The organism is Paraburkholderia sp. GAS82 (assembly GCF_050436285.1).
Lineage (GTDB): Bacteria > Pseudomonadota > Gammaproteobacteria > Burkholderiales > Burkholderiaceae > Paraburkholderia > Paraburkholderia phenazinium_B.
Genome location: NZ_JBNDLX010000001.1, coordinates 181,117 through 203,901, shown reverse-complemented (window position 1 = coordinate 203,901; position 22,785 = coordinate 181,117). Strand labels below are relative to the sequence as shown.

Below are 22,785 nucleotides of genomic sequence, written 5' to 3'. Positions count from 1 at the left end.
AACCCTCCCCGGCACCCTCACCCCTTATAATCAAAGATTCCACAGCATCCCAGCAGACCACGAACAATGAGCGACAACACGCTTGCCAAGAGTTTCGAACCCCACAACATCGAAGCCCAATGGGGCCCGGAGTGGGAAAAACGCGCCTACGCCGCGCCAGCGTTCGCGGAAAACACGAAAAACTTCTCGATCCAGCTGCCGCCGCCTAACGTCACAGGCACCCTCCACATGGGCCACGCCTTCAACCAGACGATCATGGACGGCCTCACCCGCTACCATCGCATGCTCGGCGAAAACACCCTCTGGGTCCCCGGCACCGATCACGCCGGTATCGCCACCCAGATCGTCGTCGAACGCCAACTCGACGCCCAGAAGGTCTCGCGCCATGACCTAGGCCGCGAAAAGTTCGTCGAACGTGTCTGGGAATGGAAGCAGCAATCCGGTTCGACCATCACCAGCCAGGTCCGGCGCCTCGGCGCCTCCATCGACTGGTCGCGCGAATACTTCACCATGGACGACAAGATGTCCGCCGCCGTGCGCGACGTGTTTGTCCGGCTATATGAACAGGGCCTGATCTATCGCGGCAAGCGCCTCGTCAACTGGGATCCGGTCCTCATGACCGCCGTCTCCGACCTCGAAGTCGCCAGCGAAGAAGAAAATGGCCACCTCTGGCACATCCAGTATCCGCTGACCGATGGCTCCGGTCATCTGACGGTTGCCACCACCCGCCCGGAAACCATGCTCGGCGACGTCGCCGTCATGGTCCATCCGGAAGACGAACGCTACGCCAGCCTGATCGGCAAGACCGTCATGCTGCCGCTCGCCGACCGCGAAATCCCCATCATCGCCGACGATTACGTCGACCGCGAATTCGGCACCGGTGTCGTCAAGGTCACCCCCGCGCACGATTTCAACGACTATCAGGTCGGCCAGCGCCACAAGCTGCCGCAGATCGAAATCCTCACGCTCGAAGCAAAGATCAACGACAACGCGCCCGAGAAGTACCGCGGTCTCGATCGTTTCGAGGCGCGCAAGCAGGTGGTCGCGGATCTGGAAGCCATCGGTCTGCTCGAGTCCGTCAAGCCGCACAAGCTGATGGTGCCGCGTGGCGACCGTACCGGCGTCGTGCTCGAACCGATGCTTACGGACCAATGGTTCGTCGCCATGAGCAAACCGGCGCCGGAAGGGACCTACAATCCCGGCAAGTCGATCGCCGAAACTGCGCTCGACGTGGTCCGCAACGGCCAGATCAGGTTCGTGCCGGAAAACTGGACCACCACCTACTATCAATGGCTCGAAAACATCCAGGACTGGTGTATCTCGCGCCAACTCTGGTGGGGCCATCAGATTCCGGCCTGGTATGGCGAAAACGGCCAAATCTTCGTCGCCAAGACTGAAGAAGACGCCCGCGCGCAAGCGGTTGCCAAGGGCTATACCGGCGCCCTGAAACGCGACGAAGACGTGCTCGACACGTGGTTTTCGTCGGCACTGGTGCCGTTCTCGTCGCTCGGCTGGCCGAACGAGACGAAGGAACTGGCAGCGTTCCTGCCGTCGTCCGTCCTCGTCACCGGCTTCGACATCATCTTCTTCTGGGTCGCGCGGATGGTCATGATGACCACCCATTTCACCGGCAAGGTGCCCTTCGACACCGTTTATGTGCACGGCCTCGTGCGCGATGCCGAAGGCCAGAAGATGTCGAAGAGCAAAGGCAACACGCTCGATCCGATCGATATCGTCGACGGCATCGATCTCGATTCGCTGGTCGCCAAACGCACCACCGGCCTGATGAATCCGAAGCAGGCAGCGTCGATCGAGAAAAAGACCCGCAAGGAATTCCCCGAAGGCATCCCCGCGTTCGGCACCGACGCGCTGCGCTTTACGATGGCGTCGATGGCCACGCTCGGCCGCAACGTCAACTTCGACCTCGCGCGCTGCGAGGGCTATCGCAACTTCTGCAACAAGCTGTGGAATGCCACCCGCTTCGTGCTGATGAACTGCGAAGGCCACGACTGCGGCTTCGGCAAACCCGCCGATGCGTGCGGCCCGAATGGCGAGGGCAATTGCGGCCCGGGCGCCTACCTCGACTTCTCGCAGGCAGACCGCTGGATCGTCTCGCACCTGCAGCGCGTCGAGGCTGAAGTCGCCAAGGGCTTTGCCGACTACCGCTTCGACAATGTGGCAAACGCCCTATACAAGTTTGTCTGGGACGAATACTGTGACTGGTATCTCGAGCTGGCCAAGGTGCAGATCCAGAACGGCGCGCCGGAACAGCAGCGCGCCACTCGCCGCACCTTGTTGCGTGTGCTCGAGACGGTCCTGCGCCTCGCGCATCCGGTGATTCCGTTCATCACCGAGGCGCTGTGGCAGAAGGTGGCGCCCCTTGCCGACCGTTACCCGCAGGGTATGGCCGAGGGCGAAGCCTCTATCATGGTGCAGCGTTATCCGGTGGCCGAGCCCAGCAAGCTGGACGAAGCGGCCGAACAGTGGGTGGCTGATCTGAAGGCTGTAATCGACGCCTGCCGCAACCTGCGTGGCGAGATGAACCTGTCGCCGGCCGTCAAGGTGCCGCTGCTCGCAACCGGTAACGCGGAACGCCTGCGCACGTTTGCACCGTACGCCCAGGCGCTGGCCCGATTGTCGGATGTGCAGATCATCGCCGACGAGGCTACGCTCGACGCTCAGACACATGGCGCGCCAATTGCTATCGTAGGGAATGACAAGCTGGTGCTGAAGGTGGAAATTGATGTCGCAGCCGAACGCGAACGCTTGTCAAAAGAGATTGCGAGATTGGGCGCCGAAGTGTCGAAATGCAATGCAAAGCTGCAAAATGAAAGCTTTGTTGCGAAAGCCCCGCCCGCAGTCGTTGAGCAGGAGCAGAAAAGGCTGGCAGAATACGAAACGACCATCGGCAAGCTGAACGCGCAACTTGCGCGCCTGCCAGCCTGATTGACGCTCCACGTCTGCGCCTGCGCACAGACGTAGCCACCACAGGATTCAGGGGTAATTACATGCTAAAAGTTACAAAAGCGGTATTTCCGGTAGCAGGTCTTGGCACCCGGTTCCTCCCCGCCACCAAGGCGAGCCCGAAGGAAATGCTGCCCATCGTCGACAAGCCACTGATCCAGTACGCAGTCGAAGAAGCGATGGCCGCCGGTATCACCGAAATGATCTTCGTCACGGGCCGCAGCAAGCGCGCGATCGAGGATCACTTCGACAAGTCGTACGAAATCGAAGCGGAGCTCGAAGCACGCGGCAAGGACAAGCTGCTGGAACTCGTGCGCAGCATCAAGCCGAGCCACGTCGACTGCTTCTACGTACGCCAGCCCGAGGCGCTCGGCCTCGGCCACGCGGTGATGTGCGCGGAAAAGCTGGTGGGCGACAACCCATTCGCCGTGATCCTCGCGGACGACTTGCTGTACGGCAAGCCGCCCGTGATGGCGCAGATGATCGAGGTGTTCGACCACTATCACAGCTCGGTGATCGGCGTCGAAGAAATCCCGCACTCGGAGACGAAGTCCTACGGGATCGTCGACGGCAAGGAGTGGGAAGATTCGATCATCAAGATGTCGGGCATCGTCGAAAAGCCGGCGCCGGAAGTGGCGCCGTCGAACCTCGGCGTGGTTGGCCGGTACGTGCTGAAGCCACGAATTTTCGAGCATCTGCGTGCCCTGAAGCCGGGCGCGGGCGGCGAGTTGCAACTGACGGATGCGATCCAGTCGCTGCTCGCCGATGAGCAGGTGCTGGCGTACAAGTATCACGGCACGCGCTTCGATTGCGGCAGCAAGCTGGGTTATCTGAAGGCGACGGTGGAATTCGCGCTGCGTCACCCGGAAGTGGCTGCGGATTTTGAAGAGTATTTGCGGACTCGCTCGCCGGTGCTGGAAGGGTAAGCTGGCGGACGGATAGAAGCGCGGAAAACCGCGCGGCAGATGTAAAAAGGCGCTGTTGCTCCGCGGATCGCGGGCACGGCGCCTTTTATTTTGAGTGCTGCGGTTCTGACGTAGGTCGATCCTCGCGTGTCTGCTCCGATCCGCTGCGCCTTACCGCCGCCGCATCAAAAACACAAACACCTTGTCCTGCGTCGACACCTCGACGATTTCATTACCCGTCTGCTTGGCGAACGCGGCGAAATCGCGTTGCGAGCCGGGATCGGTGGCGAGCACCTTGAGGATCTGGCCGCTTTCCATATCGGCAAGCGCCTTTTTGGCGCGCAAAATGGGGAGCGGACAGTTGAGCCCGCGCGCATCGACTTCCTTGTGAACCTGAATTTGCATCGACGATGACCTTCGGGATAAGGCGCCGCGAACGACGCCGGACAGAGGGTCAAATTCTACAGCAGCCGTCATATCCACGCCGGAAGCGCCGATATGACGACCATCACAGGAACACGCTGGGGCGCCTTTTGGGGCACCGCGTCGTCAAAGCCAAACCCAGGCCTTATTGGCCTTACAACGTCACCGCCTGCCCCGTCTGCAAAGACTGCCGCAGCGCGCTGCCAATCCGCGTCGCCTCCAACGCGTCAGCCAACGTCGCACCTGCCGACGCCCCACCCTGCAACGCCGCCACAAACGCCCGCGCTTCGTAGAGGAACGCGTCTTCGAAACGGTCGAAGAAGGTCGGCGTGCATTCGTTGCGAATCCCGCTCGCGTCCGAAATCTCGACGCGATTCAAACGCGGATTGTGGCCAATCGTCATCGCGCCTGCCGTGCCGATCACTTCGCTGCTGGTATCGTTGCCGTGCGCCATCGTGCGCGACGCGTAGAACATAGCGAGGCTCCCGCCGTCGAACTCGCAGATCGCCACCCCGTTGTCGACATCGCCGAATTCGCGCAGCCCTTCGTGCAACGCGATCGTCCCGCTCGCAAACACGCGTTTGGCGCGCGGTTTGCCGAGCAGCCAACGAGCCACGTCGATATCGTGCACCGTGCAATCGAGAAAAATCCCGCCCGAGGTCGGCGCGAAGCGCACAAAGAAGCCGTCGGGGTCGTTCTTGTCGGTGTTCTGCGAGCGCACCATGAACGGCCGGCCAATCACGCCTGCTTCGATCTTCTCGAACGCGTCGCGATAGCTCGGATCGAAGCGGCGCATGAAACCGATGGTCGCCTGCAAATGCGGATGCTGTTCCGCTTCCGCCAGCACACGCTCGCACTCCGCCAGATCCAGCGACAGCGGCTTCTCGCAGAACACATGTTTGCCGGCCCGCAGCGCGTCGATAATCTGTTGCGCGTGCAACGACGACGGCGTGACGAGCCAAACGGCATCGACCTCAGGATCCTCGAGCAACGCGGCATAGTCTTTGTACAAACGCGGCGACGACAAAGCCTCAGCGGCCCACGCCAACTCTTCTTCTACTGGACTGCAAGCCGCGACGAGAACGGCACCCGGCACGCGATAAGCGAGATTCTCCGCGTGACGCTTGCCGAGCCGTCCAAGCCCGACTACGCCGACTCGAACGGGTTTGCGATTAGCAGTGGTCGCCATCATGCACCCTCCCCGAGACGCACCGGCCGGCCTTCGCGCCATGAGCGCGTCGCTGCATCCGCGAGTTCAAGCGCCTTCAGGCCATCTGCGACAGTCGTGCGAACCGGTTTGCCCTGCGTGACCGCCTCGAAGAAGTGTGCAATTTCCGCCGCGTACGCCGCGCGGTAACGCTCAAGGAAAAACGCTTCGGGCACGTCACTCGAGACTTCCGTCTTCGAATAGGCAACCACCTCGGTAGGACGCACGTTGCCGGCCTGCAGCATGCCCTCGCTGCCAAGCACTTCGAAGCGTTGATCGTAGCCATACGCTGCACGCCGCGCCGTGTTGATCTGGCAGAGCCGCCCGCTCTTCGTGCGAATCGTCACGGCGGTCGAATCGATATCGCCCGCGTCGGCAATCGCCGGGTCGCTCAGGCAACTGCCCGTGGCGTGCAGCGTCTCAGCTTCATCGTCGAGAATCCAGCGGAAAATGTCGAAGTCGTGGATCAGCATGTCCTTGAAGATCCCACCCGAATGCTTGATGTAGTCAACCGGCGGTGCGCCCGGATCGCGGCTCGTGACAATCAGCATTTCCGGCGTGCCGATTTCACCGGCGTCGATGCGCGCCTTCAACGCGGCAAAGGTCGGATCGAAACGGCGCTGAAAGCCGATCATGCACACCACGCCCGCGCGTTCCACTGCCTGCGCACAGGCACGCGCGCGTTCGAGCGTCAGATCCACGGGCTTTTCGCAGAAGATGTGCTTCTTCTGCGCGGCCGATTGCTGGATCAGGTCTGCATGCGTATCCGTGCTCGAACAGATCACCGTCGCACCGACCGACGCGTCGCCCATCGCGCCGTCTATGTCCGCGACCTGCGCGCCGTGCAATGCGGCCAGCGCTGCCGCCGCATCCTTGTTCACGTCCACCACGTACTTGAGCCGCACGCCCGGTTGCCGCGCGAGATTGGCCGCATGAATCCGGCCAATGCGCCCTGCGCCGAACACTGCTACGTCGATTGTCTTGCCGCCTGCTAGGTCAGTCATCGTATCCTCCAGTGTCTTTCGATTCTTCTACGTTCAATTCGAGCTTGTACGCGAGCGCGATGAACAGCGCCTGGCACAGGCAGATCGTGCTGGTGAGCGAGCGGAACGCGAACGCGCTCCCCTCCTTCACATAAAGTTGCGTGGTGGCGTAGCGCGCGAGCGGCGACAACTGGCTGTCGCTGATCACCAGCGTTTTTGCCTGGTGATGATGCGCCACCCTTAAGCAGTACTGTGTTTCCTTGCCGTACGGTGCGAAGCTGATCGCGATCACTACGTCGCCCTTCCTGACGCTGCGGATCTGCTCGCGATACATGCCGCCGAAACCGGACACCAGGTGCACGCGCTTCGGCGTGTGCTGCAGCGCGTAGACGATATAGCTCGCCACCGGAAACGAACGCCGCACACCCACCACGTAGATGTTGTCGGCCTGTTGCAGCATCTTCACTGCGGCGTCGAACTGCGCGTCGTCGAGACCCGCTTCGAGCTCATCGAGACCGCCGCGGCACGCCGCAACGAATTCGCGCGCCACGGAACCGCCGGACAACGCACCCGGCTTCTCGTCGATCAGCTTGCGAATGCGCTGCTGATAACTCGGCGACGATGTGCCCTGCCCCGTATAAGCCTGGCGAAACACCGCCTGCAGATCGGAAAAGCCGGAGAAGCCGAAGCGCTGCGCAAACCGCACGACCGCCGACGGATGCACGCCGCAGCTCGCCGCGATGTCGCTGGTGCGATCCACCATCACGCTTGAGCGATGCTGCTCGATATACGTCGCAACGTTCTTCAACTGACGCGGCAACGAGTCGTAGTTTTCCGCGATGCGCTGCATCAAATCTTCGACGCTGGGCAATTCTTCCGTGCTCTCTTCCGCCATGGCTCTTCCTTTGATGCTTTATTGCGCTGCAAAACGGCCCCCATCAAGGCTCTGCGCACCACGCTAACGTTGCCGATTATAGGCAGGCGCATCGTCAAATGGAACATATTTTCCATTTTTCTTTTCCATGAAATTTTCATTGCAAGCGGGCAAAAGATGGCCTAATCTTGGTCCTGAGCGATGGTGTAGCGAGCATGCGTGCTCACGCGAAGAGGGCTCGCAGGTATGAAGAAACACCATACGTTCCCTTCAATAACGAAGACCGAGAAAGGTGGAGACAATGAGACTTTGCAATGGCAAGGCAACGCTGAGGATTCTGGTGGCAGCACTGGCGCTGACGGCGGGATTGGCCGCCACAACCGCGGCCCGCGCGGCCGATGCGCACTTCGTGTTGATCAGCCACGCACCCGATTCCGATTCCTGGTGGAACACCATCAAGAACGCAATCAAACAGGCCGACGAGGATTTCAACGTCGAGACCGACTATCGCAACCCGCCTAATGGCGACATCGCCGACATGGCCCGCCTGATCGAACAGGCTGCAGCACGCAACTACGACGGCGTGATCGTTACCATCGCCGACTACGACGTGCTGAAGGGCTCGATCGGCAAGGTCACCGAAAAGCACATTCCGTTAGTCACGATCAATTCGGGCACCGAGCAGCAGAGCGCCGATCTGGGCGCGATCATGCACATCGGCCAGCCTGAATACGCGGCAGGTAAAGCAGCAGGCGAAAAAGCGAAGGCCGCGGGCGTCAAGTCGTTCCTGTGCGTAAACCACTACGCGACCAACCCGGCGTCGTTCGAACGTTGCCGCGGCTTTGCCGATGCGCTTGGGGTCGACTTCAAGACCTCCACGCTCGATGCAGGCACGGACCCAACCGGCATCCAGTCGAAGGTGAGTGCGTATCTGCGCAATCACCCGGACACCGGCGGCGTGCTCGCACTCGGGCCGCTCTCGGCTGCGCCGACGATCAAGGCACTGCAGCAAATGGGGCTGGCCGGCAAGCTCTGGTTCGCAACGTTCGACTTTGACGACGACATCGCCAAGGCCATCAAGGACGGCACGATCAAGTTCGCCATCGACCAGCAACCGTACCTGCAGGGTTACATCGCCGTCGCCGTGCTGGCCATCGCCAAGCACGACCACACTACCGACCCCGTGAAGATCCGCCAGGCTCTCCAGGCTAACCCGAAGTTCCAGGCTCGTCTGTCGACCTATGGTCTCGCCCCCTCCTACGGTCCGCGCAACATTGGCTCTGGTCCGGGCTTCATTACGAAGGAAAACATCGACAAGGTAATCAAGTACGCAGGTCAGTACCGCTAAGCAAGGTTTGATTGAGTTCGGGCACGGGAAACCGTCCCAGCAGGCATGAAGAAAGCGCGTGCCGCCAGCCGCCACTGGCCCGGCCGCACGCGCTCCCCTTCGCAAGGTTTCACTTGCACTTCACTTGCATTCAGCGCCTTCAGGCGACGCGTCGCCACGACGCGATCCGCTGGCGCATCAAGGAGAGCTTCAATGGGCGTCGCCAACCCCTTCCACGCCAAACATCCCCGTCCCGAGCAGGACGCTGCCGCAGCAGCAGCCGGGACCGCTTCAGCCGATGAACGCGTGCGTCGCGAATCGTGGTTCAAACATCTGTTGAGCCGCCCTGAATTTGCAGCCCTCGCCGGCACCGTCATGGTGTTCCTGGTGTTCGGGCTTGCCGCCGGCAACTCCGGCATGTTCAACCTCGACGGTGTGATGAACTGGTCGCAGGTTGCCGCCTATCTTGGGATCATCGCAGTCGGCGCCTGTCTGCTGATGATTGCCGGCGAGTTCGATCTTTCGATCGGTTCGATGATCGGCTTCTCCGGCATGATGGTCGCGTTGCCTACGATGTATTTTCACTGGCCGATTGCGCTGTCGATCGTGTTCGCGTTCGCCGGTTCGATGCTGCTCGGCGCGCTGAATGGCTACCTCGTGATGCGCACGCGGCTGCCTTCCTTCATCGTGACGCTGGCCTTCCTGTTTATCCTGCGCGGCCTCACGCTCGCCCTCTCGGTGATGTTTGCCGACCGCACCATCATCTCCGGCGTGGGCGACGTCGCCTCGCATGACTGGATCGCGCACACGCTGTTCCAGGGCGTCGCCTTCAAGGGCGTGTTTACCTGGCTCGGACACATGGGTCTCGTGAAGATGCTCGACAACGGCCTGCCGCTCGTCCCTGGAATTCCGAAAGTCATTCTGTGGTGGTTCGCACTTGCCGCCGTTTGCGCGTTCGTCCTCGCCAAGACGCAATTCGGCAACTGGATTTTCGCTGTGGGCGGCGACGCCAATGCGGCCAAGAACGTCGGTGTGCCGGTACGCCGTGTGAAGATCTCGCTGTTCGTCCTGACTGCCTTCTGCTCTTGCCTCTATTCCGTGCTGCAAGTATGCGATATCGGTTCGGCGGCAGCCGACCGCGGCCTGCAGGCGGAATTCGAGGCCATCATTGCCGCGGTGATCGGCGGCAGCCTGCTGACCGGCGGCTACGGTTCGGTGGTGGGCGCATCGTTCGGTGCACTGATCTTCGGCGTCGTGCAGATCGGCATCACCTACACGAACATCGATTCGGACTGGTTCCGCGTGTTCCTCGGCGCAATGCTGCTGTTCGCGGTGCTGTTTAACCACTACGTGCGCAGCCGCGTCGCGGCATCCCGCTAAACGAGGAGTTCACGATGGATACCACCCAGAATACGACAGCAGCTGCCGTGCAGCCGGCGACGGGCGACTACATTCTCTCGCTCGAAAACGTCAGCCGTTATTTCGGCAACGTGATTGCATTGAAGGACATCACGATCCGGCTCAAACGAGGCGAAGTGCATTGCCTGCTCGGCGACAACGGCGCAGGCAAATCCACCCTGATCAAGACGCTGGCTGGCGTGCATCAGCCGAGCGAAGGCACCTACCTTGTCGACGGCAAGCCGGTGCGTTTCACTTCGCCCAAAGACGCGCTCGATCTCGGCATTGCGACCGTCTATCAGGATCTCGCGCTGGTGCCGTTGCTTTCCGTGGCGCGCAACTTCTTCATGGGACGCGAGCCGCAGAAAAAGCTGTTCGGCTTTATCAACGTGATGGATCTCGACCATTGTGCGACAGCCTCGCGTGACAAGCTCGCCGAAATGGGCATCAACGTGCGCGACCCACATCAACCGATCGGCACGATGTCGGGCGGCGAGAAGCAGTGTCTCGCTATCGCACGGGCCATTCACTTCGGCGCGCGGGTGCTGATTCTCGACGAACCGACGGCAGCACTCGGCGTGAAGCAGAGCTTCAATGTGCTGAAGCTGATCCACACCGCGCGAGCCAAAGGCATCTCGGTCATCTTCATCACGCACAACGTACACCACGCCTATCCGATCGGCGATTCGTTCACGCTGCTCAATCGCGGCAAGTCGCTTGGGACCTTCACCAAGGACACCATCAGCAAGGACGAAGTACTCGACATGATGGCCGGCGGCGCCGAAATGCAGAAGATGATCGGTGAACTCGAAGGCGCGACGATCTGATTGCGCCACGCCTTCGACGCAGCGCTCGTTTCGTGCCAGCGTCGTGTGGCCCGCGTCGTCAGTCAAGCACCAGGACATACAGGAAATTCCATGGCTCTTACCAGCACAACCACGCCGTCCGTTGCCAGCACCACCAGCCGCTTTGCGCAGGGCCGCAGCCGCGACATCATCTGCCTCGGCCGCCTCGGGATGGATCTTTACGCACAGCAGGTCGGCGCGCGGCTCGAAGACGTCACGAGCTTCGCGAAGTATCTCGGCGGCTCGTCGGCCAATATCGCTTTCGGCTGCGCCCGGCTTGGGCTTGCGTCATCGATGCTCGCGCGTGTCGGCAACGACCATCCGGGACGCTTCCTCACCGAAACGCTCACCAAGGAAGGTTGCGACGTCAGCCACGTGCGCGTCGATCATGAGCGCCTGACTGCGCTCGTGCTGCTCGGTCTCAAGGATCGCGATACCTTCCCGCTGATTTTCTACCGCGAAAACTGCGCCGATATGGCAGTGGACGAAGCGGACTTCGACGAGGCGTACATCGCCTCGTCCAAAGCACTGCTGATTACTGGCACCCACTTTTCCACCGAACAGGTGAACCGCACCAGCCGCAGGGCTCTCGATTACGCCCGCCGCAACGGCGTGCGCACGGTACTCGATATCGACTACCGCCCCGTGCTGTGGGGACTCACGGGCAAGGCCGACGGTGAAACCCGCTTTGTTGCCAGTGAGGACGTCACTGCGCACATCCAGCGCATCCTGCCATTGATGGATCTGGTGATCGGCACCGAAGAAGAGTTTCGCATTGCCGGCGGCAAGCATGAACTGATCGAAGCGCTCGCGATGGTTCGCGCGGTGACGCCGGCCACTCTGGTCGTCAAACGCGGTCCGCTGGGTTGCCAGATCATCGACGGCGATGTGCCGGCCTCACTCGACGACGCGCCGATTCACGGTGGTGTCGAAGTCGAAGTATTGAATGTGCTCGGCGCGGGCGATGCATTTGCCTCCGGCTTTCTTTCCGGGTGGCTACGCGATCAGCCGCTCGAGGCTTGCGCGCGTGCAGCGAACGCGAGCGGCGCGCTCGTCGTATCTCGCCATGGGTGCGCCCCGGCCATGCCGACGCCCGCGGAGCTCGAGTACTTCCTGAGCGAGGCCAAGGCCGATCCGCAACGTATGCGCCGCCCGGATCGCGATGCGAAACTCGCGCGGCTGCACCGCGTTTCCCCTGCCCGCAAGCAATGGGACGAAGTGCTCGGCTTCGCCTTCGATCACCGCAACCAGTTCTTCGATCTGGCCCAGCAGACCGGCGCGGACGAAGCACGCATCGCGAGGTTGAAGAGCCTCTTTGTCGAGGCGGTTGCGCAAACCGAAAGCGCACTCGGCCTGCAAGGACGCATCGGTGTACTGATCGACGACCGCTATGGCCAGGATGCGTTGAACGACGCCACGGGCCGCGGCTGGTGGATCGGCCGCCCGGTGGAACTGCCGGGTTCGGTACCGCTGGTGTTCGATCACGGGCGTTCCATCGGCACCACGCTGATTGCGTGGCCGCAGGAGCATGTGGTGAAGTGCCTCGTGCAATACCATCCCGACGAGCCGATCGAACAACGGCTCGAACAGGAAGCACAATTGCGCGCGCTCTACGATGCCACCCAGGCGAGCGGCCATGAACTGCTGCTCGAAGTGATTCCGCCTAAGCACGCGCATTTGCCGAGCGGATCCGACACCGTGTATCGCGCATTGAAACGCTTGTACAACATCGGCATCTATCCGGAGTGGTGGAAGCTCGAGCCCATGGAAGCTGCGCAATGGCAGGCCATCGACGCGCTGATCGCCGAACGCGATCCGTACTGCCGTGGCGTAGTGTTGCTGGGGCTTTCCGCGGCGGTTGAACAGCTGAACGAAGGCTTCCGTGCTGCCGCGCAATCGGCGACCTGCCGCGGCTTCACCGTTGGCCGGACCATCTTCCACGAGCCTAGCCACGCCTGGCTCGCAGGGACGATCGGCGACGACGAACTCATCGCACGTGTGCGACAGACGTTTGAAGCGCTGATCGCTTCGTGGCGCGCTACGCGCGGCAATCCGGCTACGCACGGCAGTAAGCCACATCACGTTCACCAGGAGCAGGCTGCATGAACCAGCGCATCTTGCATCACGATCCGCAGGCGTCCGGGACGGCAGCGCCTGCGCCGACCTCCGGCACGGTGCGTCTTACCACCGCGCAGGCACTGGTCCGCTATCTGGCCGCGCAGCGCGTGACGACCGAGGACGGTAGCGGTACCGAGCCGCTATTCGGCGGCGTATTCGCGATCTTCGGCCACGGCAATGTCGCGGGAATAGGCGAAGCGCTGTACCAGCATCGTCATGAATTGCCGACGCTGCGCGCGCACAACGAGCAGGCGATGGCCCACAGCGCGATCGCCTACGCGAAGGCCCATTTCCGGCGCCGGATGATGGCGGTCACGACTTCAATCGGACCCGGCGCGACGAATCTGCTGACCGCTGCGGCGCTCGCGCACGTGAACCGTTTGCCGGTCCTCCTGTTGCCTGGCGACGTGTTCATCTCGCGCGAGCCCGATCCGGTCTTGCAACAGGTCGAGGACTTCCAGGACGGCGGCATCTCGGCCAACGACGCGTTCAAACCCGTGTCGCGCTACTTCGACCGGATCGTGCATCCGGCGCAGTTGCTGACGGCTCTGCCCCGTGCGCTGCGCGTGTTGACCGATGCCGCGTTGTGCGGCCCTGTCACGCTCGCGCTGCCACAGGACGTGCAGGCCACCGCCTGGGATTTTCCGGCCAACTTCTTCGAACCACGCTTGGTCAACTTCCATACACCTGCGCCGATCGCAGAGGAAATCAGCGCTGCAATCGAGCGCCTGCGGCGCGCGGAGCGGCCGATGATCGTCGCCGGTGGCGGCGTGCTGTATGGCCATGCGGCTGATGCATTGCATGCGTTCGCCAGTGCACACGGCATCCCCGTTGCAGAAACGCAGGCAGGCAAAGGTTCGCTGGCATGGAACGATCCGCTCAACACAGGGGCGCTCGGCGTAACCGGTTCGCCCGCAGCGAATGCACTCGCACACGACGCCGACTGCGTGCTGGCGATTGGCACGCGTCTGCAGGATTTCACAACCGGCTCGAACACGCTGTTCACCCAGGCCGACGTGATCGGCATCAACGCAAACGCGTTCGATGGCCTTAAACATGGTGGATTCGTGGTGCAAGCCGATGCGCGCCGCGCGCTAGAAGTACTCTCCGCGGAACTCGGCAGCTGGCATGCCGACCGTGCATGGACCGCGCGGGCACAAAAACTCGCAGCGGGCTGGCGCGACACCGTCGGTATGCTGACGCATGCGCCGCAGCACGAAACCGTGTTGCCGTATGACGCGGATGTGATCGGCGCCGTGCAGCGCTCGAGCGCCAGGTCCGCCGTAGACGATATCGTCGTGTGTGCAGCAGGCACGTTGCCCGCCGAGTTGCACAAGCTCTGGCGCGCGGGCCGTCCCGGCGCGTATCACGTCGAATATGGCTATTCGTGCATGGGCTACGAGATTGCCGGCGGCCTCGGTGCGAAACTCGCCCGGCCCGAGCGTGACGTCATCGTGATGGTGGGTGACGGCAGCTACCTGATGATGAACAGCGAGATCGCGACCTCGGTCATGCTCGGCGCGAAGCTGATCATCGTCGTGCTCGACAATCGCGGCTACGGGTGTATCAATCGGCTGCAGCAGGCCTGCGGCGGCGCACCGTTCAACAACATGTTCGACGATTGCGAACAGGGTCCGCTGGGCGCACCGCCGGTCGATTTCGCCGCACATGCACGCGCGCTCGGTGCGCAAGCCGAACACGTCGCGAACATCGCCGAGCTTGAAGCGGCGCTGCAACGTGCGCGAGCTGCCGACCGCACGTACCTCATCAGCATCGACACCGACGCGGCGCGCACCACCGACGACGGCGGCTGGTGGTGGGAAGTGGCCGTGCCGGAAGTGTCCGAACGCGAAGGCGTACGCGCAGCGCGTGCGCAATATGAAGCCCAGATTGCCGAGCGCGCCAAGTCCGCCGGCGACACCAAAAACGATTGAGGACACTGGCATGACTCAGTTCGAAGTACGAATCGGCATCAACCCGCTGTCGTGGATGAACGACGACCTGCCGTCGCTGGGCGGCGAAACACCGCTCGAGGTTGCGCTAACCGAAGGACGCGCGATCGGCTATGACGGATTCGAGCTCGGTAACAAGTTCCCGCGCGAACCAGAGGCCTTGAAAGCGCTGCTCGCGCAATACGACCTGGCATTGGTATCCGGCTGGTACTCGGGACGACTCGCACGACGCAGCGTCGCAGAAGAGATCGCTTCTGTAGACGCGCATCTGGAACTGCTGGCACGCAACGGTTCTACGGTGATGGTGTATGGCGAGGTGGCCGATTCGATCCAGGGCGCACCCCAACCGCTCTATCAGCGACCGCGCTTCTTTAGCGACGCGCAGTGGGACGCCTACGCCGCGCGCCTGGACGAATTCGCGCGCTATACGCTAAGCCGCGGCGTGCGGCTCGCTTACCACCATCACATGGGTGCGTACGTAGAGACGCCTGCCGATGTCGACAACCTGATGTCGCGCACGAGCGACGCCGTCGGGCTGCTGTTTGACGCGGGACATATTACATTTGCCGGCGGCGATCCGGTCACGGTGCTGGACAAGCATATTGGGCGGGTGTGTCACGTCCATTGCAAGGACGTGCGGCCGGCGGTGATGAAACTGGCGCGCAATCGCAACTGGAGTTTTCTGGACGCCGTGATCGCAGGAGCGTTCACGGTCCCGGGAGACGGCACGGTCGATTTCCCCGCGATCATCGAGCGCCTGAAGCGGCATGGCTATCGCGGCTGGCTGGTGGTCGAAGCCGAACAGGATCCGGTGATTGCACCGTCGTATGCGTACGCGGAGAAGGGGTACCTGACATTGCGGTCGCTGGTGGATGCACCGCTCGAAGCCGGTACTTCTGCCACGAAGGAGGCAGCATGAGTTTGCTCGTAAAGGCACAGCGCGAGGGCCAGACAATCGCACGGGTGACACCGGAGACGGCGGCATGGCGTTACGTGGGTTTTGCGGCGTACCGGATGAACGCGAACGAGGTCGTGCACGTGTTCGAACCGGGCCGCGAGGTGTGTATTGTCGTGTTGGCAGGCTCGGTGGATGTGGAAACCGTAGATCAGAAGTGGAGCGATCTTGGCTCGCGTGACAGCGTGTTTGAGGACGCAGCGCCGTATGCGGTGTACTTGCCGCCGGGTGTGCGCGCCACGGTGAGAGCGGTACGCGATGCGGAGGTGGGCGTGGCTAGCGCGCCTGCCAAGGGAGAGTTGCCGGCACGGTTGATCGAGCCTTCGCAGATGAAGCGTTCAACGCGCGGCAAGGGACTCAATACGCGGTATGTATGCGATATCCTGCCGCAGACTGAGGCCGCGGAGTCTTTGCTGGTGGTGGAGGTCAGGACGCCTGGTGGACATGCTTCGAGTTATCCGCCGCACAAGCATGACACCGACAATGTGCCGCTCGAGAGCTCGCTCGAAGAGACTTATTATCATCGGCTGGAGCCTAAGCAGGGGTTTGCTTTTCAGCGCGTGTATACCGATTCAAGGGATATCGACGAGTCGATGGCTGTTGAGGATCATGATGTTGTTATGGTTCCACGTGGCTATCATCCTGTTGTCGTTCCCTATGGGTATGATTCGTACTACTTGAATGTTATGGCTGGGGAGAAGCGGACCTGGCATTTCAAGAATGATCCGGCGCATGAGTGGATTATCAATAAGGACTAGGGTTTGGCTTGCTTGCGTGGCGCTTGTCGTTGTTCTTGCTGTGTTAGCGTTTCCTCGCGCTCTTAGTGGTTTATTAGCGATACCCCTGTGCGGGGAATCGGTATCGTTCGCCTTGGTGTGCTGGAGTTCGTTTCGTCAAAAAAATCAGAGGCTTGAGTTCGTTTGAGGTCGTGGTGGTTCGCAGCAGTCCGCGACGGTACTTATCCGAAATCTGTCCGAAAAACGACGAAACCGAACGAGGTACCCCACGGCGAAAGAACGCATCAACCGCGACCTTATCACGCGATTATTGAAGGAAGGCGCGACCGGCAAACAGCGCGATATCTACGACGACCAGATTAACGGATTCGGCGTGCTTATCATGCCTCGGGGCAAGAAACCGGCCTGTGAACTGGTGCTTGAACAGATCAGGTGTACGTATCTTTCGACCGACAGCCCTGCCGTCCGCGTGCTAAAGCACGAACGGCGCGTGGCCGACCAGAAGACCCTGGACATGCCTACCGTGGGTCAATACCTCGATGTTGACTATCGCACCTACTGACTTGGCACGACCCGCAGCGAGACGCCCGGAACGAACCTGGGAAACTCCGCCGCGACCTTGCCTACCTGATGGACAAACGGCCGCGCGATGCGCTCGCGCTGATTGCCGATACGGCCGAAGGCACCCATAGCGCACTGACGCTACGGCCGCCGCCCATGCAAGGGTGAAGACCTTCATATTGCGTTTGACGAAGTATTTCGCAAGCGGTGACGTCATGCCTGCAACGCTCGCCCCGTACGTCATCCACGGCCCCGCTCAATCTGCTTAGCGGCGGGCGTACCAGCGGCGCTCGAATACGCGCGCAAGAAGGCAGCCATCCGTTACCAGTACGGGTGCGTAGGTGAAACCGAGCTGATGCGCAGCAAACAGGCGACCGTGACCCACGATCAAACCGCCTTTCTCGTCCACCACGACAGGCATCTTCAAGCCGGATTCCTGCATTGATGCCGCAATCTGCGCCTCCGAGTGCGTGCGTGGCTTGCGCGCATCAGGAATGATGCGAACCAGCGGCTAGCGCTCTACCTCGTCGGCAGGTCACGAAAGCGCGCGTTTCATGCGGTCTTCAAGACAGTATGCGTTGGAATTCGGACGTGGCTATGCGGCTTGCGGCTGCGTCTCTTCGCGCACGATTCCCGCCTCGCGTAACAGCGTATCGACGCGCGTAAACGCCACGTCGAGTTCGCCCGCCTGCTGGCGCGTTCCTGTCAACGCCGCTTCGAGAATCGCCGTGTCCTCTGCAACCGTGTTGCGGTGGACGCCGCAGCGCTGCGCGAGGCTCACGGCAGTTTCGCGTGTGCGTGTCAGCAGGTTCGTGACGAGAGCCACACGCAGCCGCACATTAGGCGCGTGGCCGGTCAGCAGCGGCACAGTGTGTGCCACCACCACGTTAAGCGCGTCGCGCCACTCCGGGTTCGGATAGCGGCCGGCACAGCATGGCGAACGGCAGTTACAGGCGATGTCGCGCGGCGCGTAGGCCACCACCAGCAGCGCGCGGGGGACCGGCGCGAGGCAGCGCATCGCGCACGGCCGCAGCGGTGCCCGCGTAACAGTCTCGCACGGTGAGGGAACTCCGGAGAGGTAGAAACAGAAAAGCCGCGCGTTGCGCGGGCCTTGAGACTTAGGGGCAGCGTGGGTGCGTCGTGATTAACGGACACATTAGGCGATTTTTGCTGGATGTCAAAATTTGCAAGGATTTTCTGCTGCGGACGATGCGTCACCGTTTTTCAGACTTTTCCGCATTGAGTTGGAACGGCTTGCGGGTTAAAAACCTTCAAGAGATAAATAAACTCCACATCGCCGTTCGTTGTAGCCGTTTAATCCGCGCCTCTGGCGCTTTTCAAGGAGCATTGCAATGTCGGAAAAGCAGCAACGTAAAGGCACGATGTACGCATTCGCAACCATTGGCGCGAGAACCGAGCGCGGCGGCTATGTGACGAGTGCAACATCTGGACTTACCATCTGCAACCTTCGGGCCGCGCTCGTTGGCGATATCGTCACCTATCGCGACGGTAGCCAAGCGGTGATTACTAACGGTTCCGGCAGCCTCAGTATCTACCGTGCGAAATGCTTTGCGCTTGTCGGCAGCAGCCTGAGCAATGGCGACAAGATCACTTCTACCCCTTGGGAAGATGGTAAATCCGGGCTATTCGTTCCCGAAGGCGAAAGCCCTAAAGGGCTCTTCGATCCTTCGTATGTGCCGCCTCCTTATGAGCCGGGCATGCGCTTCGCGCTTCGAGGTTCAACGACCCGGCGCGGTGGTGTATTGCGCGAACCGGGCGGCGAATGGAGCGTCGACGGTGAGGGCGTCAAGGTGGGCATTATTGGCGATACGGTCCACTACGCGGACGGAACCGCGGCGCGAATCGTCAGCGGGCTCGCGCCCAAGTCGAATCGCTCACTTGCTCAGTTTGCCCATGTGGGAAGCGTGCTCGATAACGGTGACACGATTACTGATAGCCCTGAGCGCTCAGGCACCGCTGGTTCCGAAGCTTGGGAGGTTGTTACCGAAGAGCAGATGAAAAATGAGAGCGAGTTTGCATGATTCGTACTTTTCTCGGGGTTGGAGACAAGGCCGCTAACGGTGCATTCATTACGCAGGGACTGGATTTGGTTAGCTGTTCTGACCCACTGCCGCGCGTGCAGATTTCAACCATTGGCATGAACACGTATTGCCCCGTCTGTAAGCAGGAACGCCATATTGGCCCGCGAGGGCCGCGCTGGCCTGGCACCGGCCTAACGGAAAGCACTGGGCGTTGAGCGGCGATATCAATCTTTGCGGATGCAATCCGCCGCCCACGTTTCACGCCGAGCGCAATATGGCGATGAGTTTTACGTCCGATGAAGCGAAAGCGCTTATGGAAGGTCTAGGTGCGACTACTGCCAAGACGGCTGGAAGCAATATTTACGATCAACATTTCCGCTTGACTGACCAAAACATCGGAGAGCCATTGCGGAATGCTCCATATCGAATCGTCACTGAAGACGGCAAGGAATACGAAGGCCGCACAGACTCTCAAGGCCATAAGCTGCGAGTGTCGAGCGTTTCCGATATAGGCGCAACCTTGCACGTCATTGCAGACGAAATGCCGATTAATCCTGATTGGGACCGTTATTTATGAGGGGCTATGTATAAAGGGCTTGTAGCGAAAGGCGCTCACACGTCCACGGGTGGACGTGTCCTAAGCGGATCATCGACACAATACGACGATGAAGGCCGCTCGCTTGCGGTAGATCTGGACTACGCAACGTGCGGTACGTGCGGCGTTGGCCCGTTCCGCATCTACGGTAGCGTTAGCGACTGGACGGACGAAGGCCGGAACATGGTGAAAGACCTGGACCCGGTAAATTGCCCGTGCGGAAAGAATCGGGTGTTTGCTTTGCCGAGTACAGAATATTTGATAGATACGGGCAGTTCCAAATCTGCAAGCGCTACCGCAGCAAGCCCGACCGCTGATCTATCGGCCTTCGATCAATCTTTCGTCCTGCGTGATGAGCGAAGCGGAAAGCCGCTTGCGGGCTTCCTATACCGGATAGTTGGCGAAGACGGCACGAGTACGGAACAGAGAACCGACGCGCAAGGCCAAACGGTCAAGGTATCCGGCGCACAATCCAAATCCGTTACGCTCCACGTTCTTGAAGAATTTACCCCGATTGATCCAGAGTGGGACAAATATCTATGACTACGACACATAAGGTGATCAAGAAGCATAAGGCAAAACTTACCCCGAAATCGGATACCACTCCAGTAACGGTTCCGGTAGATGACTCGGCACGTCTGCGTGAGATTCGTCAGCTAGTACAAACCAACAATAAATCGACTCTTGACGATAACCTTGTAGTCTGTCAAATATTTATGGAATCGCGTTTTGACTCTAACGCAGCGCCGGGCGGTAGTTCCGCAAAGGGCTTGATGCAAATGACGAAAGGCGCGGTGCAACAGGTGTACAAATACCGCGCTCAAAAGGAATTGGGCCACATGCCGAGCGATACGCAAACACACCAATTGTTCGCGGAGGCTGCGACGGTACATGCTTCCTCACAATTGAATGATGATGCAACTAATATCGGATTGGGAACAGAGTACATGCAATACTGGATAGACAAGGCGCACTCCATCGATGGAGCATACAAACTCTATCGCGGTCTTTCGAATGGCATCTACTACCAGAAGATCAAGGGGTGCGCCGACAAGCTGCGCGCCGATCCTGATGCCATGCAACCACTTCGTGACATGGTGAAATGAGAATAGCCGCGTTTATACCGATCTTGTGTATTGGCTTCACCATGGTTTCGCACGCCGCCATCGGTATGGAGGCGGTAACAAGCTGTACGCTTGGAAGCAAGGGTAATCACACGCTTTCGCTGTTACGCGATCATCCCATCGACGGCACGGCCGTTTACTACGTGAGCAAGGATGGTGCTGCGCCCGTTCGCCTCTATGCGGGTGAGCCGGATCAATCGCGCGGGCAGGATATACAAGTAGCGTGCGTAGGCACAAGGGAGCGCGCATTCGTCCTTTCCGGCGAATTCACTTCGAACTATTTGCAAGGCGCAGCGATTCGATACAACACAAAGGCCGGACAGTGGGAGCGCGTCGATTTCGCCGAGCGCGAACGCCCGACATCGGTATATCTGGATGCCAAAGGGGTCACGGTTCTGATACCTAACAACGGGCGAAACGAATCGAGCAAGCGCTATATTCTTTACCGATACGAAGCGGGAAAAGGCGAGGTCGAGCAAATCTATTCAGATCGCCGTCCGCAATCGGAAGCGGTAAAAATTCCGCCGCAAAAAAACTAAGTGGATGAATAGTAACGAGCATTTACTATGCGAGAGTTAAAGTCGATCCACTCGATAGCGGTGGTCTAGTTATCGGCGGCACTGTTCCGTCGTAGCGTCCGTATGCTCGAATAGCGCGGCTTGGCGGTGCGCTTCGCTGATGCAAGTGCCTTCGCACAGTCATCGCTCGGGCGTACCCGTTGCAAGGTGAAGTAGGCTTGCCTGAGTACCCCTTCCACCTGCGTAATCGCATACCTGATGACCTTGAGGTCGCCCTCGGTCGCCGGGTCGGGCTCACGCGGTCCGCCAATACCGTTCCGTTCTATGACCTTTTCCCGCGGGTTCTGGTGGTTATCCAAACATAACACGGCCTGAATCTGCCGCTCGGCGCTCAGGTAGTCTGAAGGCACAGGGCGCTCTGTGCATGAAGTCCCGTTCCGCCCTTACAAATCGGAAATTGCCTATTCGGGGTCGCCAAAGCCGCTGGTAGCTTACCGGCTTTTCCAACATAGAAAGCAACCACCAGAATGAGCGATCTTATCTGCCCCCACTGTAAAACTACCGTACCGCACGGTGCCTCCGTCTGCACCGGCTGCCACGCTGAGTTGGAGTACGGTACACCCCCCTTCCTGCTAGGCGCGATCCTTCTGGGCGCGATTATCCTGGGTCTTTATGTTGGCAATGGCATGAACGGCGGCGGCCTGGTTGGCACGGTTGCCGGCGTCGTTGCATTTGCCGCGCTCTTTGCGTGGTTAAACAAGGCTTTCAGGGATCGCGTTGTCTTCAAGCGTATCTATCGCACCGGGGCGCGTTAGGCATTGACGCGTGGATGCCTTCTGGCGTGCGTATTCGAGTGCCGCCTGATGCGCCTCTAGCCAGGAGCGTGATGGATGGTCGCCGCGTTCTACGCCTTGCCGGTACGCGCGTCCGATCCGCGAACGAATATTGTTCGGCAGCGTGTACCAGTGCGCGCGGGCCCCCCGCTGGGAGGCGTCTACACGCTCGATGCAACCGGGCCATGCCCAGCGATGGTCTTGCAGGGTCGCCGTGTGATGCAGCGTATCCATGAAGCGGAAATTTTCGATCTTCGCGGCCTTCTTGGTTTTCTGCCAGTCGCGCACCGCGCGCAGCCGTTCGCCCACCTCGTTGGTGAACACGAATTCGAATTTCGTCTGACGCCGCCACGCTTTCAGAATGGCGAGCGCTTCGCGGTTCAGCGGCAGCACCCAATAAGAAAGCAAGGAACGGCCAACACCG

Annotated in this window: 23 protein-coding genes; 15 read left to right on the top strand and 8 right to left on the bottom strand. The window is 60.5% G+C overall.

All coding sequences use genetic code 11. The features are described from left to right. The first annotated feature begins 66 nt into the window (after positions 1 to 66). A complete protein-coding gene (locus tag P3T17_RS01010) occupies positions 67 to 2,946 on the top strand; it encodes a valine--tRNA ligase (protein WP_429404150.1) in 2,880 nt (959 codons plus the stop codon). Positions 2,947 to 3,008: 62 nt separating this feature from the next. Beyond that, on the top strand, positions 3,009 to 3,890 hold the full coding sequence (gene galU, locus P3T17_RS01005; protein WP_074263933.1) for a UTP--glucose-1-phosphate uridylyltransferase GalU: 882 nt from the start codon (positions 3,009 to 3,011) through the stop codon (positions 3,888 to 3,890). 150 nt (positions 3,891 to 4,040) lie between these two features. Here the strand turns inward: galU and P3T17_RS01000 are convergent, their stop codons facing one another. The 4 genes from P3T17_RS01000 to P3T17_RS00985 form a co-directional block, all read right to left on the bottom strand. Beyond that, complete coding sequence (locus tag P3T17_RS01000) at positions 4,041 to 4,268, bottom strand: sulfurtransferase TusA family protein (protein ID WP_074265982.1); 228 nt, start codon at positions 4,266 to 4,268, stop codon at positions 4,041 to 4,043. Between the two features lie 178 nt (positions 4,269 to 4,446). After that, a complete protein-coding gene (locus P3T17_RS00995; RefSeq protein ID WP_429405459.1) occupies positions 4,447 to 5,481 on the bottom strand; it encodes a Gfo/Idh/MocA family oxidoreductase in 1,035 nt (344 codons plus the stop codon). After that, complete coding sequence (iolG, locus tag P3T17_RS00990) at positions 5,481 to 6,503, bottom strand: inositol 2-dehydrogenase (protein WP_429288233.1); 1,023 nt, start codon at positions 6,501 to 6,503, stop codon at positions 5,481 to 5,483. The genes P3T17_RS00995 and iolG overlap by 1 nt, the downstream gene beginning before the upstream one ends. Beyond that, positions 6,496 to 7,377 carry a MurR/RpiR family transcriptional regulator gene (locus P3T17_RS00985; protein WP_074263930.1) on the bottom strand — a complete coding sequence of 294 codons (882 nt, stop codon included), beginning with the start codon at positions 7,375 to 7,377 and terminating at the stop codon, positions 6,496 to 6,498. The genes iolG and P3T17_RS00985 overlap by 8 nt, the downstream gene beginning before the upstream one ends. A gap of 280 nt (positions 7,378 to 7,657) precedes the next feature. Between P3T17_RS00985 and P3T17_RS00980 the strand changes: the two genes are divergently transcribed. The 8 genes from P3T17_RS00980 to P3T17_RS00945 all read left to right on the top strand — a co-directional run bounded on the left by P3T17_RS00980 (position 7,658) and on the right by P3T17_RS00945 (position 17,250). After that, a complete protein-coding gene (locus tag P3T17_RS00980) occupies positions 7,658 to 8,704 on the top strand; it encodes a sugar ABC transporter substrate-binding protein (RefSeq protein ID WP_074263929.1) in 1,047 nt (348 codons plus the stop codon). A gap of 192 nt (positions 8,705 to 8,896) precedes the next feature. Further along, entirely contained in the window at positions 8,897 to 10,063 is a 1,167-nt protein-coding gene (locus tag P3T17_RS00975; protein ID WP_429404148.1) for an ABC transporter permease, read from the top strand. Positions 10,064 to 10,077: 14 nt separating this feature from the next. Then, a complete protein-coding gene (locus P3T17_RS00970; protein WP_074263927.1) occupies positions 10,078 to 10,908 on the top strand; it encodes an ATP-binding cassette domain-containing protein in 831 nt (276 codons plus the stop codon). A gap of 90 nt (positions 10,909 to 10,998) precedes the next feature. Further along, on the top strand, positions 10,999 to 13,032 hold the full coding sequence (locus P3T17_RS00965) for a bifunctional 5-dehydro-2-deoxygluconokinase/5-dehydro-2-deoxyphosphogluconate aldolase (protein WP_429404147.1): 2,034 nt from the start codon (positions 10,999 to 11,001) through the stop codon (positions 13,030 to 13,032). Beyond that, positions 13,029 to 14,978: a 3D-(3,5/4)-trihydroxycyclohexane-1,2-dione acylhydrolase (decyclizing) gene (iolD, locus tag P3T17_RS00960; protein WP_429404145.1), complete on the top strand. Its 1,950-nt coding sequence runs from the start codon at positions 13,029 to 13,031 to the stop codon at positions 14,976 to 14,978. The genes P3T17_RS00965 and iolD overlap by 4 nt, the downstream gene beginning before the upstream one ends. 10 nt (positions 14,979 to 14,988) lie before the next feature. Continuing rightward, entirely contained in the window at positions 14,989 to 15,915 is a 927-nt protein-coding gene (gene iolE, locus P3T17_RS00955; protein ID WP_429404144.1) for a myo-inosose-2 dehydratase, read from the top strand. Beyond that, positions 15,912 to 16,709 carry a 5-deoxy-glucuronate isomerase gene (iolB, locus tag P3T17_RS00950; RefSeq protein WP_429404142.1) on the top strand — a complete coding sequence of 266 codons (798 nt, stop codon included), beginning with the start codon at positions 15,912 to 15,914 and terminating at the stop codon, positions 16,707 to 16,709. Before iolE ends, iolB begins: the two co-directional genes overlap by 4 nt. A gap of 289 nt (positions 16,710 to 16,998) precedes the next feature. Further along, complete coding sequence (locus P3T17_RS00945; RefSeq protein WP_429404140.1) at positions 16,999 to 17,250, top strand: hypothetical protein; 252 nt, start codon at positions 16,999 to 17,001, stop codon at positions 17,248 to 17,250. 264 nt (positions 17,251 to 17,514) lie between these two features. Here the strand turns inward: P3T17_RS00945 and P3T17_RS00940 are convergent, their stop codons facing one another. Next, positions 17,515 to 17,745: a ParB N-terminal domain-containing protein gene (locus tag P3T17_RS00940; RefSeq protein WP_429405457.1), complete on the bottom strand. Its 231-nt coding sequence runs from the start codon at positions 17,743 to 17,745 to the stop codon at positions 17,515 to 17,517. Between the two features lie 99 nt (positions 17,746 to 17,844). Then, on the bottom strand, positions 17,845 to 18,267 hold the full coding sequence (locus P3T17_RS00935) for a hypothetical protein (protein ID WP_429404138.1): 423 nt from the start codon (positions 18,265 to 18,267) through the stop codon (positions 17,845 to 17,847). 334 nt (positions 18,268 to 18,601) lie between these two features. On the opposite strand from P3T17_RS00935, the gene P3T17_RS00930 reads away from it, so the two are divergent. The 5 genes from P3T17_RS00930 (at position 18,602) to P3T17_RS00910 (ending at position 21,549) form a co-directional block, all read left to right on the top strand. Then, positions 18,602 to 19,291 carry a PAAR domain-containing protein gene (locus P3T17_RS00930; protein WP_429404137.1) on the top strand — a complete coding sequence of 230 codons (690 nt, stop codon included), beginning with the start codon at positions 18,602 to 18,604 and terminating at the stop codon, positions 19,289 to 19,291. Positions 19,292 to 19,502: 211 nt separating this feature from the next. Beyond that, positions 19,503 to 19,868, top strand: coding sequence for a hypothetical protein (locus tag P3T17_RS00925; protein ID WP_429404135.1), 366 nt, complete (start codon positions 19,503 to 19,505; stop codon positions 19,866 to 19,868). Positions 19,869 to 19,874: 6 nt separating this feature from the next. Further along, entirely contained in the window at positions 19,875 to 20,429 is a 555-nt protein-coding gene (locus tag P3T17_RS00920) for a PAAR domain-containing protein (RefSeq protein ID WP_429404133.1), read from the top strand. Further along, positions 20,426 to 20,992 carry a transglycosylase SLT domain-containing protein gene (locus tag P3T17_RS00915; protein ID WP_429404131.1) on the top strand — a complete coding sequence of 189 codons (567 nt, stop codon included), beginning with the start codon at positions 20,426 to 20,428 and terminating at the stop codon, positions 20,990 to 20,992. Before P3T17_RS00920 ends, P3T17_RS00915 begins: the two co-directional genes overlap by 4 nt. After that, positions 20,989 to 21,549 carry a hypothetical protein gene (locus P3T17_RS00910; protein ID WP_429404129.1) on the top strand — a complete coding sequence of 187 codons (561 nt, stop codon included), beginning with the start codon at positions 20,989 to 20,991 and terminating at the stop codon, positions 21,547 to 21,549. Before P3T17_RS00915 ends, P3T17_RS00910 begins: the two co-directional genes overlap by 4 nt. A 65-nt stretch (positions 21,550 to 21,614) precedes the next feature. On the opposite strand, the gene P3T17_RS00905 is transcribed toward P3T17_RS00910, so the two are convergent. Together P3T17_RS00905 and P3T17_RS00900 are read right to left on the bottom strand one after the other, a co-directional pair. Next, positions 21,615 to 21,938 carry a hypothetical protein gene (locus tag P3T17_RS00905; RefSeq protein WP_429404127.1) on the bottom strand — a complete coding sequence of 108 codons (324 nt, stop codon included), beginning with the start codon at positions 21,936 to 21,938 and terminating at the stop codon, positions 21,615 to 21,617. A gap of 342 nt (positions 21,939 to 22,280) precedes the next feature. Beyond that, on the bottom strand, positions 22,281 to 22,769 hold the full coding sequence (locus tag P3T17_RS00900; RefSeq protein ID WP_429404125.1) for a hypothetical protein: 489 nt from the start codon (positions 22,767 to 22,769) through the stop codon (positions 22,281 to 22,283). Between the last annotated feature and the right edge of the window lie 16 nt (positions 22,770 to 22,785).

Coding starts and splice junctions, on each gene's coding strand:
- P3T17_RS00985 (WP_074263930.1), bottom strand. CDS start 7,377: ATGGCGGAAGAGAGCACGGAAGAATTGCCCAGCGTCGAAGATTTGATG.
- P3T17_RS00995 (WP_429405459.1), bottom strand. CDS start 5,481: ATGGCGACCACTGCTAATCGCAAACCCGTTCGAGTCGGCGTAGTCGGG.
- P3T17_RS00915 (WP_429404131.1), top strand. CDS start 20,426: ATGACTACGACACATAAGGTGATCAAGAAGCATAAGGCAAAACTTACC.
- P3T17_RS00920 (WP_429404133.1), top strand. CDS start 19,875: ATGTATAAAGGGCTTGTAGCGAAAGGCGCTCACACGTCCACGGGTGGA.
- P3T17_RS00935 (WP_429404138.1), bottom strand. CDS start 18,267: ATGCGCTGCCTCGCGCCGGTCCCCCGCGCGCTGCTGGTGGTGGCCTAC.
- iolB (WP_429404142.1), top strand. CDS start 15,912: ATGAGTTTGCTCGTAAAGGCACAGCGCGAGGGCCAGACAATCGCACGG.
- P3T17_RS01010 (WP_429404150.1), top strand. CDS start 67: ATGAGCGACAACACGCTTGCCAAGAGTTTCGAACCCCACAACATCGAA.
- iolE (WP_429404144.1), top strand. CDS start 14,989: ATGACTCAGTTCGAAGTACGAATCGGCATCAACCCGCTGTCGTGGATG.
- P3T17_RS00980 (WP_074263929.1), top strand. CDS start 7,658: ATGAGACTTTGCAATGGCAAGGCAACGCTGAGGATTCTGGTGGCAGCA.
- P3T17_RS00965 (WP_429404147.1), top strand. CDS start 10,999: ATGGCTCTTACCAGCACAACCACGCCGTCCGTTGCCAGCACCACCAGC.
- iolG (WP_429288233.1), bottom strand. CDS start 6,503: ATGACTGACCTAGCAGGCGGCAAGACAATCGACGTAGCAGTGTTCGGC.
- P3T17_RS00910 (WP_429404129.1), top strand. CDS start 20,989: ATGAGAATAGCCGCGTTTATACCGATCTTGTGTATTGGCTTCACCATG.
- galU (WP_074263933.1), top strand. CDS start 3,009: ATGCTAAAAGTTACAAAAGCGGTATTTCCGGTAGCAGGTCTTGGCACC.
- P3T17_RS00970 (WP_074263927.1), top strand. CDS start 10,078: ATGGATACCACCCAGAATACGACAGCAGCTGCCGTGCAGCCGGCGACG.
- P3T17_RS00975 (WP_429404148.1), top strand. CDS start 8,897: ATGGGCGTCGCCAACCCCTTCCACGCCAAACATCCCCGTCCCGAGCAG.
- iolD (WP_429404145.1), top strand. CDS start 13,029: ATGAACCAGCGCATCTTGCATCACGATCCGCAGGCGTCCGGGACGGCA.
- P3T17_RS00930 (WP_429404137.1), top strand. CDS start 18,602: ATGTCGGAAAAGCAGCAACGTAAAGGCACGATGTACGCATTCGCAACC.